This window comes from Vibrio antiquarius (assembly GCF_000024825.1).
Taxonomy (GTDB): Bacteria; Pseudomonadota; Gammaproteobacteria; order Enterobacterales; family Vibrionaceae; genus Vibrio; species Vibrio diabolicus.
Window position 1 is genome coordinate 2201500 of sequence record NC_013456.1, and the last position, 14992, is coordinate 2216491.

A 14992-nucleotide genomic window follows, 5' to 3' on the forward strand; every position below is an offset into this window, starting at 1 on the left:
TATGGTTATAAAGAGTATAAGAGGATTTTTCTATACACATCATTAACTTATGCAGCACCTAAGCACAAGGTTTACTTGTGCTTCTCGTTACTCTCAACCACCTGGAGTTTTTTATGGCAAACCAATTGAGAAAAATCGCAGTAGGCGTCGGGCTGTTAGCAACGTCCAGCGCAGCGATGGCGGCAGACAAACCCAACATACTTGCAATTTTCGGTGACGATGTCGGTTACTGGAACATCAGCGCATATAACCAAGGTATGATGCGTTACAAAACCCCTAACATCGATCGTATCGCGAACGAAGGGGCTTTGTTTACAGACCATTACGGCCAACAATCTTGTACTGCCGGTCGAGCAGCATTCATTACTGGCGAAGAACCATTTCGCACTGGCTTGCTGACGATTGGTATGCCGGGTTCCGACCATGGGATTCCAGATTGGGCACCAACTATTGCTGACTTACTAAAAGACCAAGGTTATATGACAGCTCAGTTCGGTAAAAACCACTTGGGCGATCAAGATAAGCACCTACCTACCAATCATGGTTTTGATGAATTCTTTGGTAACTTGTACCACCTTAATGCAGAAGAAGAGCCCGAAACCTACTATTACCCTAAAGACCCAGAGTTCCGTAAAAACTATGGTCCTCGTGGTGTAATTAAATCTTATGCCGACGGTAAGATTGAAGATACTGGCCCAATGACGCGTAAACGCATGGAACACGCGGACGAAGAGTTCCTCGAAAGCACTTTATCGTTTATGGAGAAAGCGGTTAAAGCAGATAAGCCTTTCTTCATCTGGCATAACTCTACGCGCATGCACGTGTGGACCCGATTACAAGAGAAGTACCGAGGCAAATCCGGTGTTAGCATTTACGCTGATGGCATGTTAGAGCATGACGATCAAGTCGGCGTATTGCTCGACAAACTCGATGAGTTAGGCGTTGCTGACAACACCATCGTTATTTATACAACAGATAACGGCGCAGAGACCATGACTTGGCCTGATGGGGGCGCAACCCCATTCCACGGTGAGAAAGGCACGACTTGGGAAGGCGGTATGCGTGTGCCTCAACTTGTGCGTTGGCCTGGTGTCATTAAGCCAGGAACGAAAATCAACGAAATGATGGCTCATCAAGACTGGTTGCCAACATTGTTGGCGGCAGCTGGCGTTCCTGACGTGAAAGAAAAGCTTGCTGAAGGTTACAAAGCAAATGGTAAAGACTGGCGTGTCCATATAGACGGCTACAACTTCATGCCATACTTCGAGGGAAAAGAAGAGAAAGGACCACGTGAGTCTCTGCTCTACTTCACCTCAAATGGTGAACTAAACGCAGTACGCTGGAATGACTGGAAACTTCACTTTGCAACTCTAGAAGGAAACCTAAGCGACGCCGTGCGATCTGTACCAAACTGGCCTAAGATCATTCACTTACGCGCTGATCCATTTGAAAAAGGTCCTAGCGAGTCACAAATGTATCTACGTTGGATGGCAGACAACATGTGGTTGTTTGTACCAATTCAAGACGTTGTTGGCGACTTCTTTAAAACGTTACCTGAATACCCAATGCAACGCGGTACAACTATGAACCCGGCTTCTTTAAATTACGACTCTTTGCAGATGCAAGAAAAGATGCAGCAGTTAGAAATGCTTAAACAGGAAGTGAATAAAGTTAAGTAATCTAATTAATCACTCTAGATTGCGTTACTGAGCCAGCAGAGTTCTGCTGGCTTATCTGTATCTCGGGATGGGAACACACTTAGCTCGGTAGTTTACTCCATGCAAAGCGGGCCTATATTGAGAACACAGAAAAACAAAAAAGGAGAGCAAGCCTGCTCTCCTTTGTATTTTAACCGTGAATAAACTAAGCTACGTTAACCGATTTAGTTAAACTATTGCTCTGAAAGAATTCATCATGTAATGCGCAAATCGCACGCTGATATTCTTTATCACCCACTACGAACTGAACGTTTACATTTCTCATTGATGAGTGAAGTGCAACTGGCGTTACGCCATTGTTCATCAAAGAAAGTACACCTTTCGCCAGTGTCTTGTTGGTGTCAATTTGAGAACCGATGGCTGAAATCAGCGCGACCATACGGCCTTTAATCGACGCATTCGGATAGCGTTTTTCAGCTTTATACAATACTTTGTTCAAGCTATCAGTACTGCCACCTAGATAGTAAGTAATAGAGTTCGCGTTCATCTCTTTACCAACTAAACTTACGCGAGCATCAGAGATAATTTCCATTAATTCGTAGCTAACGTTATCGGCTTTTCCCACCATCGCTTGGTCAAATAAATGCAGTGCGAACACCTTTTCTTTACCTGCGATAATTTCGACTTTGTCTTCTTCTGGGCGGTAGCTTGAAGAGATCAAAGTGCCTTCGTGTTCAGGTTCAAATGTATTTTTAATCTGTAGCTCAATACCACTCTCACGTAAACCTGCGGCTGCATTTGGGTGAATCGCTTCCATGCCAAGGTTAGCAAGTTGGTCTGCTACGTCATAGTTTGTACTACCAATTGGCAAAACTTTTTCAGGACCAACAACACGCGGGTCTGCAGAGCTCAAGTGATATTCTTTGTGAATTACCGCTAAATCCGCTTTTGTTATCGCTGCAATTCGGCTAAATGTCATCTCACTATAACCTCGGTCATAAGTGTGCATTAGGCCTTCCTTACAGTAAGCATAACCTGTAACGATTGGCAATTCTTTTGACACATCGATATCAGCAAACGCATCACTGATCGATTCATCAAGGCTTCTTGGCGCTTGATTGTCCCAACCGGACAGGTCAACGAACTTAGCGTTAATACCCATATTTTTTAGTTTCAGTGCCGTGTTGTAAGCACTGTGCGCCTCACCGATAGACGACAGAAACTCTCGAATTTGAGGCAAATACTGACGTAGCGAAAACTGACCGTACTGACAAGTTTCTAAAATGTTCGCAATACAATTTTTCGCTTCAGCAATACGTGAGCGAATGAATTTATCTGCACGGATACGATTCATTGGGTCCGCGAAAATATTTTCATTTGTGAGCAGCATACGGCTTTCAACGTATGCTAACGCTTCTTCCCATTTGTCATCACGTTTCGCGATAAGCTGATAAACACCTGGCTTACTGGTTTTTTTACATTCGAGTAGCGCGTCGGTCATACCGCCGTATGCAGAGACGACAAAGATACGATTGTATGGCGATTTAGGACGAAGAATAATGTTGTCGAGAACAGCATCAAATGCTGTCATTGATGTACCGCCGATTTTTTCTACGGTAAATGTCATGATAAGCCTTTTTTGATTGGTAACTTTAAAAGAAAAAAGAAGAGATAGTTGATCGTGGGGCGACAAGCACCCCACCTCTATCTTTTAGTCAACGAGAGGATAAACACCGTTTTCATCGTGCACTTCAGCGCCGGTAATTGGTGGGTTGAATACGCACGCCATTACCATTTCTTTATTCTTATAAGCTCTCAAGTAGTGCTCATCGTGTTTATCAAGGATGTATAACGTACCCGGTTTAATCGGGTAAGTTTCTCCACCAACGACTTCAATTTCACCTTCACCGCTCATACAAAAAACCGATTCTAGGTGATTTTGATAGTGAATGTGTGTTTCAGTACCTTCATAAATCGTAGTAATGTGGAAAGAAAAACCCATGTTGTCATCTTTCAACAACATACGGACACTTTCCCAGTTATCTGAAACCACACGTCGCTCACTGTTGCGACACTCATCGAGTGTTCTGACGATCATAATTAATAATCCTTATTAAGATGCTTGTTTGAAATGTTTCGCAGCGATGGTTTCCACTGCACTTTCAAAGATGCTTAGTCCTTGGTCTAATTCTGACTCGCTAATCGTAAGTGGGCAGAAGAACTTAACGACTTCGTCGTCAGGGCCAGCTGTCTCAATTACCATTCCGTTTTCGAAACAGTTTTTCGCGATTTCAGATGCCATATCACCGTTGATACACTCAATACCAACCATCATGCCGCGACCTTTTTTCTGCACAAACATTTGTGGGAAGCGACGAACGCAGCGATCAATAACAGCACTTACTTTGTCTGAACACTGCTTGATGTGTGTTTCAAAGTCATCATTTGCCCAATAAATTTCTAATGCTTTCGCCGCGGTAATAAATGCATGGTTGTTGCCACGGAACGTGCCGTTATGCTCACCTGGCTTCCACTGGTCTAGCTCTGGTTTAAGTAGAACGACGGCCATTGGCAAACCGTAACCACCGATCGATTTCGATAGCGTCACGATATCTGGTTGAATACCTGACGGCTCAAAGCTAAAGAAAGTACCTGTGCGTCCACAACCAGCTTGAATGTCATCGACAATCACAAGAATGTCATTGGCTTTACAGATTTTGCTCAAACGTTGTAACCACTCGTTTGAAGCAGCATTTAAACCACCCTCGCCCTGCACAGTTTCAAGAAGTACAGCGGCTGGTTTATCCATACCTGCAGAGTTGTCGTTTAGCATGGTTTCGAACAATGCTAGACCATCAACGCCAGCGTAACCTTCAAATGGAATACGAGTGACGTTACTTAAGCTAGAACCGTTACCTTGTCTGTGATGCTGGTTACCCGTTGCAGCCAGTGCGCCAGCTGTACAACCGTGGAAACCGTTAGTAAATGCAACAACGCTGTCGCGACCTTTTACTTTTTTCGCTAACTTAAGTGCTGCCTCAACGGCGTTAGTACCGGTTGGGCCAGTAAACTGAACTTTGTAGTCCAAGTTTCTTGGTTTAAGGATGTAAGTATCCAACGCTTCAAGAAACGATGCTTTCGCTTCTGAGTGCATATCCAAACCGTGAGTAATACCGTCCATCTCAATGTACTCAAGCAGTGCTTGCTTAAGTACTGGGTTGTTATGGCCGTAATTTAGAGATCCCGCTCCAGCAAGGAAGTCTAAGTATCGTTCACCTTGTTCTGTTTCCAGCCAGCAGCCTTTCGCTTTACGAAAAACGACTGGGAAATTGTTTGAATATGAGCGTACGTTGGATTCCTGCTTTTTGAAAATATCCATGATGAGACCGTTTTTAATTCCTATTGTTTGAGGATTATTTGAGAGGAATGCGATACAAATATTCTGTATCGTGTTTGCCTTTAAAGTGGGCTTCTTCGTCCAAAAATGTGCTTACTTGGCCAGAGTTGCCGTTCATCGCATCTAACTTTTTGAACAATGCCCAAGAGGCTTTATTATCTTCCGTGATGGTAGTTTCTACCGATTTAACACCGCCCAATTCCTCTCGGGTGAGAAGTTCTTTCAACATGCGGAATGCTAAACCGTGACCTCTAAAGCGAGGTGAGACTGCAACTTGCCAGACAAATAAAACGTCTTGCTCGTCTGGTTTCTGATAACCGGAAATGAAACCTGCGATTTCGCCTTTTTGCTCAACCAAAATACTGGTTTTGCTGAAATGCGTAGACTGTAGGAAATTGCAATAAGATGAGTTCATGTCCAATGGAGGACAGTCTGCAATTAAGCTGTAAATGTCGTCACCATCAGAGATTTTAGGCTCACGAAAAATCCATTTTTTACTTGAGTCTTCTCCAATCTCTGGATAAAGAACCCAAGGTGCTGATGTGATCATGTGGAAATACATATCCTTTGAGGTCTAATTAAATTTCCTTTTTATTATGGGCATTCCTCGCGACTAAAAATCAAATAATCCGCCTTTTTATCGGCATTTTTGTGACAAATGTCGCAAAAGCATGCCATTTAACCAAATCTTAAAATAGTTCGAGGTCTAATTTATTAAAAAATCACTTAAAGAATAAATATAAAAAACGAACAGAAAAAACAGTCCTCCATGGTCTTCATTTCTCAGCAAAAAATTCAAAAATCAAAAAAAAAGCGGCGTGCTTTCGCATGCCGCTTTATTCAAATATTTAACTGCTGATGTTGGTTATTTCGATTTCTTCTTAGAAGCCGCTTTTGGACGAGGTTCATCCATCAAGCCTTTTACTAGAGAAACCGTTGCAACAAGCAGAACAATCGTAAATGGTAGGCCTGTGGTCACGGCCATTGCTTGAGCTGCCGCTAGGCCACCACCAAGCATCAATGCAATCGCAACTAAGCCTTCAAACGTACACCAGAACACGCGTTGAGGCGTTGGCGCATCGACCTTACCGCCCGCAGCAATAGTATCAATAACCAGTGAACCAGAGTCTGAAGAGGTAATGAAGAATACCACCACCAAAATAATACCGACGAAAGATGTAATTTCAGCTAGCGGCATCACATCTAACATGGCAAATAGTTTTAACGGTAATTCCGCGTTGAACACGGCTTCATAACCATCGCTCACGTATTGGCTTATAGCGTTACCACCAAAAGCGGTCATCCATAACACACAAACAGAAGAAGGGATAAGGATAACGCAAATAATGAACTCACGAACTGAACGACCACGAGATACACGCGCAATGAACATACCGACAAATGGTGACCAAGAAATCCACCAAGCCCAGTAGAATGCTGTCCAACCTTGAGAATAGTTTACGTCTTCTCGTCCAAATGGCATTGATAGGGCAGGAATATTAGCCACATATGACACTATATTTTCGAAGAAGCCCGTTAAAATCGCGATCGTCGGGCCGACAACAATAACGAAAAGCAGTAAAAGCGCAGCGAGACCCATGTTGATCTCAGATAAGATTTTCACGCCTTTGTCTAGTCCCGCAACAACTGAGATTAAAGCGAGTGCGGTGATGCCAATAATCAATAGTACCTGCGTAGTATTCGTCATTGGGACATCAAATAGGAAGTTCAAACCCGTTGCGGCTTGAGACGCACCGTAACCTAGGGACGTTGCCAGACCAAAAACTGTCGCTACAACAGCAAGAATGTCGATAATGTGACCAGTCCAACCCCATACACGCTCACCAAACAGTGGGTAAAAAATGGATCGCATGGTAAGTGGTAAGCCTTTGTTAAACGAGAAAATCGCCAAACCAAGGGCCAATAGCGCATAGATTGACCACGGATGAAGCGCCCAGTGGTAAATCGTCGCCGCCATGCCTAGTGCAGATGCAGCACTTGCATCGCCTTCTGCACCACCTAGAGGGGCCCAGTCAGTACGAACACCATTCTCAACGTTCACGCCACCAATAGCAGAACTAAAATGAGACATAGGTTCTGATACACCAAAGAACACCAGACCGATACCCATACCTGCTGCAAAGAGCATTGCCAACCAACCCGCATAGGAATAATCTGGCGTCGCTTCTGTACCGCCGATTCGTACGCGACCTAGCGGTGTAAAAATCAACCCAACACAGACAATGACAAAAATATTACCAGATGCGAGAAAGAACCAATCCAAATGGTGTAACAAACCCGCTCTTAGATCTGCGAAAAACGGCTCTACCTGTTCTCGAAATAATAGTGTTACTACAACAAATAGGATGATTGCTAAACCAGAAATTGCAAAAACACGGTTATGAATATCAAGGCCAAACGGGCCTACTTTTAACGCGACGTTATCCTGACCAATTTGATAGTCAGTGTCTATCGCGTTTACCTTTCCATCGGGGCGTTGAATGCCACCGTTATTATCGGTGCTCACGGATAATCTCCTTAAAAATACGTGACCAAATTTAAATTACTTTCGTCGGAGTTTGAGTGATGAAACCTCCCATCACTACCAAGCACATGTTCAAAAAACATAGTTCTTATAAGCGGTTACTCAGTCCGCCATCATAATCGCAAAGCCCCCTACCTTTCATTGCATTTTATTGTCTTCATCATAAACAACGCTTATTGCCAAATCGAAGAGATTGGCATGCTTCGATTAAAATGGTATTGCAACTGTGCTTGAAACAGTTCAGCAGTTGCCAGCGCATCGGTCAAAGCATGATGAGGTTGATAAGCAGGAAGGCGATACCTTTCACGAGCATGCCCCAGCCTGACAGAGCCTGGCTTCTTACCTTTTAACTTATTGAATAGGCCACTGCATTCACGGCGCTGTATCGCGTGTTCAATGTCTAGCGTATCGACAACGGGAAAGTGTATCCCCTCCCCAATGCTATTTAGCAACGCGTTATTAAAAAACTGCCTTTCGATATTTTTATAATGAACAAGCACAACTTTGCCTGACAGCGCATCCAATATTTCCCCTAAAATGTGGGTTAATTGGGGCGCGTTTTTGACTTCAGAATCAGTGATGCCATGAATCACAACTGACTCTTCGTTTAACTCACGATTAGGGTTAACAACCCAATGCGCAGAGCCACTACATTGAACACGATCAATAGTAAACGGCACAAGTCCAATCGTGAGAATTGCATCCTCTTCCGCATTCAAACCTGTCGTTTCAAAATCTACCGAGACAAATGGCACTTCCTCAACTGGGGTTTCCCCATTAACCATCGGTGTCGAGTAATAACGTTTGAGTCTCTCGTCTCTTGCTTCGGTCGCGAGCTGTTTAAATAACGTTGACCACTCTGGCGTCCGAGACGTATCCAACAACGGCTGATCTTTTGCTGCCTTTTTTGAGAACCACATTATTTGCTACTTCTCTGGTATCGGAACTTGATGAAGTTCTGTGCATTACTAAGGATTTGGAAAGCAGCTTTTAAGTTTCGGCGCTCAAACTCTGACATGTTCTCTGGCTCAATGTTGTTATCTGGTTCATCTCCATTTTCGATATCGAGTGCTTGATGACGAATTCGAACCATGTAGATCAATTCCATTGCATCCCTCAAGTCCATTCCTCGACCTTTAGGTAAAATGCCCGCATCATTGATATCGTCTAATCGGTCAAACGAGTTTTGCGAACGGGAACCAATTGCCAATGAATGTACTCGAATCAAATCTGCCAATGGCGCAGTACCTCTTCTTTTCAAATTAATAGAATTGCGGTGACGACCATCTTTTTCCATAACAAAATCTTTGAAGAAGCCCAATGGCGGTGTACGACGTATCGCGTTGTAAGCCATACATGCAAGGAAGCGGTTGTTTCTTTTCGCGCGCCTAACAATAAAGCTGCTTAATTGTTCCGCCCACTTCACTCGCCCATGAACACCTAATAAATCAAAAAAGATATTACTGTTTAACAACCTTTCAGGAGTTGGGTTATCTATCCAGTTGCCAAAGCACTCCTCCCACTCCGCTCGGGTTTTTCGCCACTCTGGATTGGTTGCCATAATGTCGCCAGTACAGTAAGCATAGCCGCATGCTGCTAAACCATCACAAACAAATTTGGCAAACTTTTCAAAGTACTCCCCGTGCATCTCAACATCATAACTGTTGTCGAGAATAAGGGCGTTGTCTTGGTCCGTTACAATTAACTGCTCATCCCTGGCCATCGATCCCATAGCGACCAAACAATACGGAATTGGCGCAGGGCCAAGTTCTTGCTCTGCTAATTCAGCCAAACGCTGTTTAAAGCTACTACCAATTACCGACATGGCTCGACCAATCATATGAGCGTTGGCATCTTCATTCACCATTCGTACAAAGCAGTCTTTCACTTGTTCAGAAACTTGCTTGAGATCTTCAACGCTGGTTTGTTGGAAGATGGAGCTAACGAGTAACAAACTGTTTTGAGATTCATAACGGACAATATCCGTCATGCCAATAATTCCTATCGGCTTTTTATCTTTTAAAATAGGGAGATGGTGCACGTTGTAGCGCAACATGGTTAACATGGCTTCAAAGACATAAGCGTTGTAATCCAGAGACACCACGTCATAACTCATGACCTCACTCACTGGGATATTGGTATCAATGCCCTGAGCTAATACGCGAATACATAGATCGCGATCAGTCAATATTCCAAGTAGTTGTTCATCATCTTCTTCTGTGAGTTCTTCTGCTGGGCGAACAATAAGCAAAGAGGTGACATTTTCCTCCGCCATCAGTATCGCGGCTTCTTGAATCGATGCCGTCGCCTCCAACGTTACCGGATCTCTCGCTAAGATTTTACGTGCCTTGGCAGTGGTAAAGTCATTGCTTTCTGAGCGGCTGGATATTGCGCTTCGCAAACGCGCGCTGTCTTCCAGTTCCATGTAGTCAGCAAAGTTTTCAAACTCATCACAAAGCTCGTTGAAAATATCCTCCGGAATACAGTAAACCAAGGTGTCTTCTATCGCTTTGGCAGGCATACGCACACGGTTGTTCATTAACAACCCCATCTGTCCAAACAGTCCACCAGCGTCAATCCTGTTATAGAGTTCGCCTTTACGTCGGTAGATCTCCACAGCGCCGCTTCTCACCATATATAAGTCGCGGATCGTGTCTCCAAAATTGAGTATCTCTGTGCCTTGCCGAAAGTATGCAACCTCGGCATTTAGAGCGATCTTTTTTAACTGCTCTTCGGGTAGATCATCGAAAGGTGGGTACTGGCTAATGAAGTTGAGCACTTCTAACTGTTCGGCTTCCATCTTTTATTCCATACGTTGCCTAAACTACAGCGATAAATATCACCAAGATTGAAATCAATCAATGAATAAATCTAAGAATAACAACACCTAACCTAGTTCGCAGAATAAAACTCCAACCAAAAATTAGAGCTCTAATGTTTTTAAATATAGACCTCTAATCTATTTTTCCTTATAGCTATGCAGATGGGCTGAGTTGAAATGTACTAAAAACTTCAAAATAAATTCAAACCAATGTCATGGAAAAGTTAAGCGAAGACAAAATCAACCATAAACATCTATTTTTATTAATAAAAACACTATTTAACCACACCACCTTCATTGTTTATTGTATGCACATAAAATCCAATTAACCGAACCCCATTCGTTGAAAGTTGAACTAAAATTAATTAGAGTACAAATCGTTAAACAGTTATAAACACACAAAAAAGGACAGATAACATGGATCCCATACTGGAAGTTAAGGGACTGTATAAAGTGTTTGGAGAAGACCCAGAAAGAGCCTTCTCGCTTATCGAAAAAGGTATCGATAAGGACGGTATTTTTGAACAGACAGGTTTAACAGTCGGCGTAAACGATGTATCTCTCACCATTAACGAAGGTGAAATTTTCGTAATCATGGGGCTTTCTGGTTCGGGAAAATCTACTCTCGTTCGACTCCTAAACCGACTCATTGAGCCAACGAAAGGCAGTGTTTATCTAAAAGGGAAAGATATTGCCCATATCTCTGAAGACGAACTTCGAGAAGTTCGTCGCAACAATATCTCAATGGTGTTTCAAAGTTTCGCACTTATGCCTCACATGACGGTGATCGAAAACGCTGCATTCGGTTTAGAACTTGCTGGCATTGATGTTAATGAACGTCAGAAAAGTGCCCTTTCCGCCTTGGAAAGAGTTGGCTTAGACCCTTATGCAGAATCTTTCCCTGACGAGTTATCCGGTGGTATGAAACAGCGCGTGGGTCTAGCAAGGGCATTGGCTTGTGACCCAGACATTCTATTAATGGACGAGGCGTTTTCCGCTTTAGACCCATTAATCCGTTCTGAGATGCAGGATGAGCTTATTCGTCTACAAAACGATGATAAACGCACAATTGTCTTCATATCTCATGATTTGGACGAAGCAATGCGTATTGGTGATCGTATCGCCATCATGCAAAACGGTGAGGTTGTTCAGGTTGGCACACCTGATGAAATATTGCACAGCCCAGCAAATGATTATGTTGAAGCATTTTTCCGCGGCGTAAACATCGCAAGTGTCTTGACAGCAAAAGATATCGCTCGCAAGAAGCCAGCCGCCGTCTTTAAGAAATCGGAAAATGATGGCCCGGGCTCTGCGATGCAGATTCTGATGGATCATGACCGTGATTACGGCATTGTCGTCGATAAATCTAGCCGATATTCCGGCATCGTGTCTCTTGACTCACTACGTTTGGCTCACAAAGAAAACCGCTCTCTAGCCAGTGCTCAATTGACGGATGAAGTCACTCTTCAGCCAGAGCAGTCAATCAATGACATTTTGGGGCTAGTTGCAGGCGTTCCTTATGCCGTACCTGTCGTTGATGAGCAAGGTACTTACTTTGGTGTCGTGACTAAATCACGTCTTCTACAAACACTAGATAAGGATTAACACGATGTCTTCAGAGCAAACTAACAATGATCCCTGGTCGAATACCGCTCCTGCACAAGATGATCCTTGGTCACAAGGTGTAGGTGCTGACGCTGCCCCAAGTAATGACTGGTTAAGCTCAGAAACTGTAGAGCAAGCGCCATTCGACATTATGAACCCATTCCAAGATGCGGTTCTACCACTTGATAGCTGGGTAGAATCGGGATTGAACTGGTTGGTGGAACATGGTCGTCCTGTTTTCCAAGCAATTCGAGTTCCAATCGACTTTATTCTTACCTCGTTTGAAACTGCTTTGGTGTCTACACCTGCGCCTATCATGGTGCTCATTTTATTTTTGCTGGCGTGGCAGTTTTCCAATGTAAAACTCGGTTTTTCAACACTTGTATCCCTTGTTTTTATCGGCCTAATTGGTGCGTGGTCACAGGCGATGACAACGCTCGCACTGGTTTTAACCGCCGTCTTCTTCTGTTTGCTTATCGGGCTACCGATGGGGATATGGTTGGCGAGAAGCCAAACCGCAGCCAAATTTGTTAGACCAATACTCGATGCAATGCAAACGACCCCCGCGTTCGTTTATCTAGTGCCAATCGTTATGCTATTCGGTATTGGTAACGTTCCTGGCGTTGTAGTAACCATCATTTTCGCACTGCCTCCCGTTGTGCGCCTGACTATTTTAGGGATTCAGCAAGTACCTGAAGAGCTGATCGAAGCGGGCCACTCTTTCGGGGCAAACAAAAAACAGATGCTTTACCGCATCCAATTGCCATTGGCGTTACCAACGATTATGGCAGGGGTAAACCAAACCTTGATGCTTTCGCTTTCTATGGTAGTGATCGCTTCAATGATTGCGGTTGGCGGCTTGGGCCAAATGGTACTTCGTGGTATCGGCCGACTTGATATGGGTCTTGCTGCTGTCGGTGGCTTAGGCATCGTAATTCTTGCCATTTTATTAGACCGTATTACCCAAGTATTAGGGGTTAATGCGGGTAACACCAAGCTTCGCTGGTATCACACAGGTCCTGTTTCATACCTATTAAAACTGAAAACAAAGACGAACCAAGACGATCTAAAACTTAGGAGAAACATCAATGAATAATTCATGGAAGAAAGCGCTCTCTGTTGGAGCTCTAAGTACTATCGCATTTTCAACTTATGGTGTGGCAAGCGAACTACCGGGTGAAGGTGTGACTGTTCAGCCAGTTCAATCAACCGTTGCAGAGGAAACGTTTCAAACATTGATCGTAAACCGTGCACTTGAAGAGCTTGGTTACGACGTAAAACCGACTAAAGAAGTCGATTACAACGTAGGCTATACCTCTATTGCTAAAGGCGACGCCACTTTCTTAGCTGTAGGTTGGTTCCCTCTTCACGCCGATAAGTACACGATGTCTGGCGGTGATGATAAGTTTTTCCGCAAAGGTCAATATGTAAGTGGTGCTGCTCAAGGTTACTTGATCGATAAAAAAACCGCTGAAAAATATGGCATCACAAATATTGGTCAATTAAAAGATCCAAAACTGGCGAAACTTTTCGATGCCAACGGTGACGGTAAAGCGGACTTAACAGGTTGTAACCCAGGTTGGGGTTGTGAAATGGTCGTTGAGCATCAGTTGGATGCGTTCAAGCTTCGTGACACAGTAACGCACAACCAAGGTAACTACGCTGCGATTATCGCTGACACGATTTCTCGTTACAAAAAAGGCGATCCGATTCTTTACTACACTTGGACACCTTACTGGGTAAGTGGCGTCTTAGTTCCGGGTAAAGATGTTGTTTGGTTAGAAGTGCCATTCTCTTCACTTCCTGGTGAGCGTAAGGACATCGACACAACACTAGAGAACGGTAAGAACTACGGCTTTGAGATGAACTCTATGCGCATCGTTGCGAACAAAGAGTTTACTGAAAAGAACCCAGCAGCAGCGAAGCTGTTTGAAATCATCAAGCTAAACATCAATGATGTTAGTGCGCAGAATATGATGATGAGCCAAGGTAAGAACAGCTCAGCAGACATCGAGTCTCATGTAAATGGCTGGATCAAAGCGAACCAGAAAAAGTTCGACGCATGGGTAGACGAAGCTAAAAAAGCAGCCATGTAACCGACACGACCATTAAAATACGTGACACCTAACTTTAGAGCCAACCGATCACATCGGTTGGCTCTTATTTTATTCACATTAGTAAAAAGGATTGCAACAATACTGAGCCTTGCTCCTCAGTATTTTCTTAAAGTTTCTACTTAATTTCATTCCTTAAGAATTTCTTAAGTTTCGCGTTTTATTTTGTTGATAACCAATCAAACAAAGGAAGCGCTCATGAAACACCATGCACAAATTTCTGCAGATGGCTTTACTTTAGACATCGTCTATCCAATGCATCCGCTTTGGAGCCAAGTTATCGAGCATGTTTCTCAGCGTTATCAAGAAGCATTCTTTGCCGAGCTGAAACAATTTATGCCGGCGTATTTAACCCTCATTGAAGGCGCTCAAATTATTTCCGTATGCGGCTTTCGCATCGCCGAAGATGAGCCCTTGTTCCTTGAACAGTATTTAGAAGACGACGCTCAAAAGCTGGTTTCTAACGTATTTAACTGCGACGTAAAACGTTCGAACTTAGTGGAGTTTGGTCACTTGGCATCTTTCGCTAAGGGCATGTCATCTCTGCACTTCTACCTGATCGCAGAAATGCTGGTCAATCTCGGTTTTGAATGGTGCATCTTCACCGCGACAGACCCTCTTCACGCAATGATGGCGCGTCTAGGATTGGAGCCTCATATCATCGCGCAGGCCGATCAAAATAAAGTCCCCTATGCCAAGTCCACTTGGGGTTCGTACTACGAACATCAACCGCGTGTGTTAGCTGGTAATTTGCAAAAAGGACTAGAGCGCCTTCGATTAGTCCAAGAAAGAAAACGCAAACAAGCCTAGATAGAAAAGTAAACGTCGTTAAAACCGCAAACACAGCCAGAA

The 14992-nt window shown here is 43.8% G+C and carries 12 protein-coding genes; 5 read left to right on the forward strand and 7 right to left on the reverse strand.

Features of this window, described 5'->3' with window-relative positions:
• Positions 1–113: 113 nt before the first annotated feature.
• On the forward strand, positions 114–1679 hold the full coding sequence (locus tag VEA_RS10285) for an arylsulfatase (protein ID WP_012841879.1): 1566 nt from the start codon (positions 114–116) through the stop codon (positions 1677–1679).
• A gap of 184 nt (positions 1680–1863) precedes the next feature.
• Here the strand turns inward: VEA_RS10285 and VEA_RS10290 are convergent, their stop codons facing one another.
• The 7 genes from VEA_RS10290 to VEA_RS10320 all read right to left on the reverse strand — a co-directional run bounded on the left by VEA_RS10290 (position 1864) and on the right by VEA_RS10320 (position 10400).
• Positions 1864–3285 carry an aspartate kinase gene (locus VEA_RS10290; RefSeq protein WP_005393366.1) on the reverse strand — a complete coding sequence of 474 codons (1422 nt, stop codon included), beginning with the start codon at positions 3283–3285 and terminating at the stop codon, positions 1864–1866.
• A gap of 84 nt (positions 3286–3369) precedes the next feature.
• Complete coding sequence (locus tag VEA_RS10295) at positions 3370–3756, reverse strand: ectoine synthase (protein WP_005393369.1); 387 nt, start codon at positions 3754–3756, stop codon at positions 3370–3372.
• 15 nt (positions 3757–3771) lie between these two features.
• Complete coding sequence (gene ectB, locus VEA_RS10300) at positions 3772–5037, reverse strand: diaminobutyrate--2-oxoglutarate transaminase (RefSeq protein WP_005393371.1); 1266 nt, start codon at positions 5035–5037, stop codon at positions 3772–3774.
• A 34-nt stretch (positions 5038–5071) separates the two neighbouring features.
• Complete coding sequence (ectA, locus tag VEA_RS10305) at positions 5072–5605, reverse strand: diaminobutyrate acetyltransferase (RefSeq protein WP_005393379.1); 534 nt, start codon at positions 5603–5605, stop codon at positions 5072–5074.
• 315 nt (positions 5606–5920) lie between these two features.
• Complete coding sequence (locus VEA_RS10310; protein WP_006741592.1) at positions 5921–7582, reverse strand: BCCT family transporter; 1662 nt, start codon at positions 7580–7582, stop codon at positions 5921–5923.
• Between the two features lie 191 nt (positions 7583–7773).
• Positions 7774–8520 (reverse strand): 3'-5' exonuclease, encoded by a 747-nt coding sequence (locus tag VEA_RS10315; RefSeq protein ID WP_006741593.1) that lies wholly within the window; start codon positions 8518–8520, stop codon positions 7774–7776.
• Positions 8520–10400: a DUF294 nucleotidyltransferase-like domain-containing protein gene (locus tag VEA_RS10320; RefSeq protein ID WP_006741594.1), complete on the reverse strand. Its 1881-nt coding sequence runs from the start codon at positions 10398–10400 to the stop codon at positions 8520–8522. The genes VEA_RS10315 and VEA_RS10320 overlap by 1 nt, the downstream gene beginning before the upstream one ends.
• A 438-nt stretch (positions 10401–10838) precedes the next feature.
• On the opposite strand from VEA_RS10320, the gene proV reads away from it, so the two are divergent.
• The 4 genes from proV to VEA_RS10340 all read left to right on the forward strand — a co-directional run bounded on the left by proV (position 10839) and on the right by VEA_RS10340 (position 14950).
• On the forward strand, positions 10839–12026 hold the full coding sequence (gene proV, locus VEA_RS10325) for a glycine betaine/L-proline ABC transporter ATP-binding protein ProV (protein ID WP_005393388.1): 1188 nt from the start codon (positions 10839–10841) through the stop codon (positions 12024–12026).
• Between the two features lie 4 nt (positions 12027–12030).
• Complete coding sequence (gene proW, locus VEA_RS10330) at positions 12031–13122, forward strand: glycine betaine/L-proline ABC transporter permease ProW (protein WP_005393390.1); 1092 nt, start codon at positions 12031–12033, stop codon at positions 13120–13122.
• Entirely contained in the window at positions 13115–14122 is a 1008-nt protein-coding gene (gene proX, locus VEA_RS10335; RefSeq protein WP_005393392.1) for a glycine betaine/L-proline ABC transporter substrate-binding protein ProX, read from the forward strand. Before proW ends, proX begins: the two co-directional genes overlap by 8 nt.
• 216 nt (positions 14123–14338) lie before the next feature.
• On the forward strand, positions 14339–14950 hold the full coding sequence (locus tag VEA_RS10340; protein ID WP_006741595.1) for a thermostable hemolysin: 612 nt from the start codon (positions 14339–14341) through the stop codon (positions 14948–14950).
• Positions 14951–14992 lie beyond the last annotated feature (42 nt).

Excerpts from the sequence above, each read along its gene's own strand:
- VEA_RS10285 (WP_012841879.1), top strand. The coding sequence starts at position 114 with ATGGCAAACCAATTGAGAAAAATCGCAGTAGGCGTCGGGCTGTTAGCA.
- VEA_RS10290 (WP_005393366.1), bottom strand. The coding sequence starts at position 3,285 with ATGACATTTACCGTAGAAAAAATCGGCGGTACATCAATGACAGCATTT.
- VEA_RS10295 (WP_005393369.1), bottom strand. The coding sequence starts at position 3,756 with ATGATCGTCAGAACACTCGATGAGTGTCGCAACAGTGAGCGACGTGTG.
- ectB (WP_005393371.1), bottom strand. The coding sequence starts at position 5,037 with ATGGATATTTTCAAAAAGCAGGAATCCAACGTACGCTCATATTCAAAC.
- ectA (WP_005393379.1), bottom strand. The coding sequence starts at position 5,605 with ATGATCACATCAGCACCTTGGGTTCTTTATCCAGAGATTGGAGAAGAC.
- VEA_RS10315 (WP_006741593.1), bottom strand. The coding sequence starts at position 8,520 with ATGTGGTTCTCAAAAAAGGCAGCAAAAGATCAGCCGTTGTTGGATACG.
- VEA_RS10320 (WP_006741594.1), bottom strand. The coding sequence starts at position 10,400 with ATGGAAGCCGAACAGTTAGAAGTGCTCAACTTCATTAGCCAGTACCCA.
- proV (WP_005393388.1), top strand. The coding sequence starts at position 10,839 with ATGGATCCCATACTGGAAGTTAAGGGACTGTATAAAGTGTTTGGAGAA.
- proW (WP_005393390.1), top strand. The coding sequence starts at position 12,031 with ATGTCTTCAGAGCAAACTAACAATGATCCCTGGTCGAATACCGCTCCT.
- proX (WP_005393392.1), top strand. The coding sequence starts at position 13,115 with ATGAATAATTCATGGAAGAAAGCGCTCTCTGTTGGAGCTCTAAGTACT.
- VEA_RS10340 (WP_006741595.1), top strand. The coding sequence starts at position 14,339 with ATGAAACACCATGCACAAATTTCTGCAGATGGCTTTACTTTAGACATC.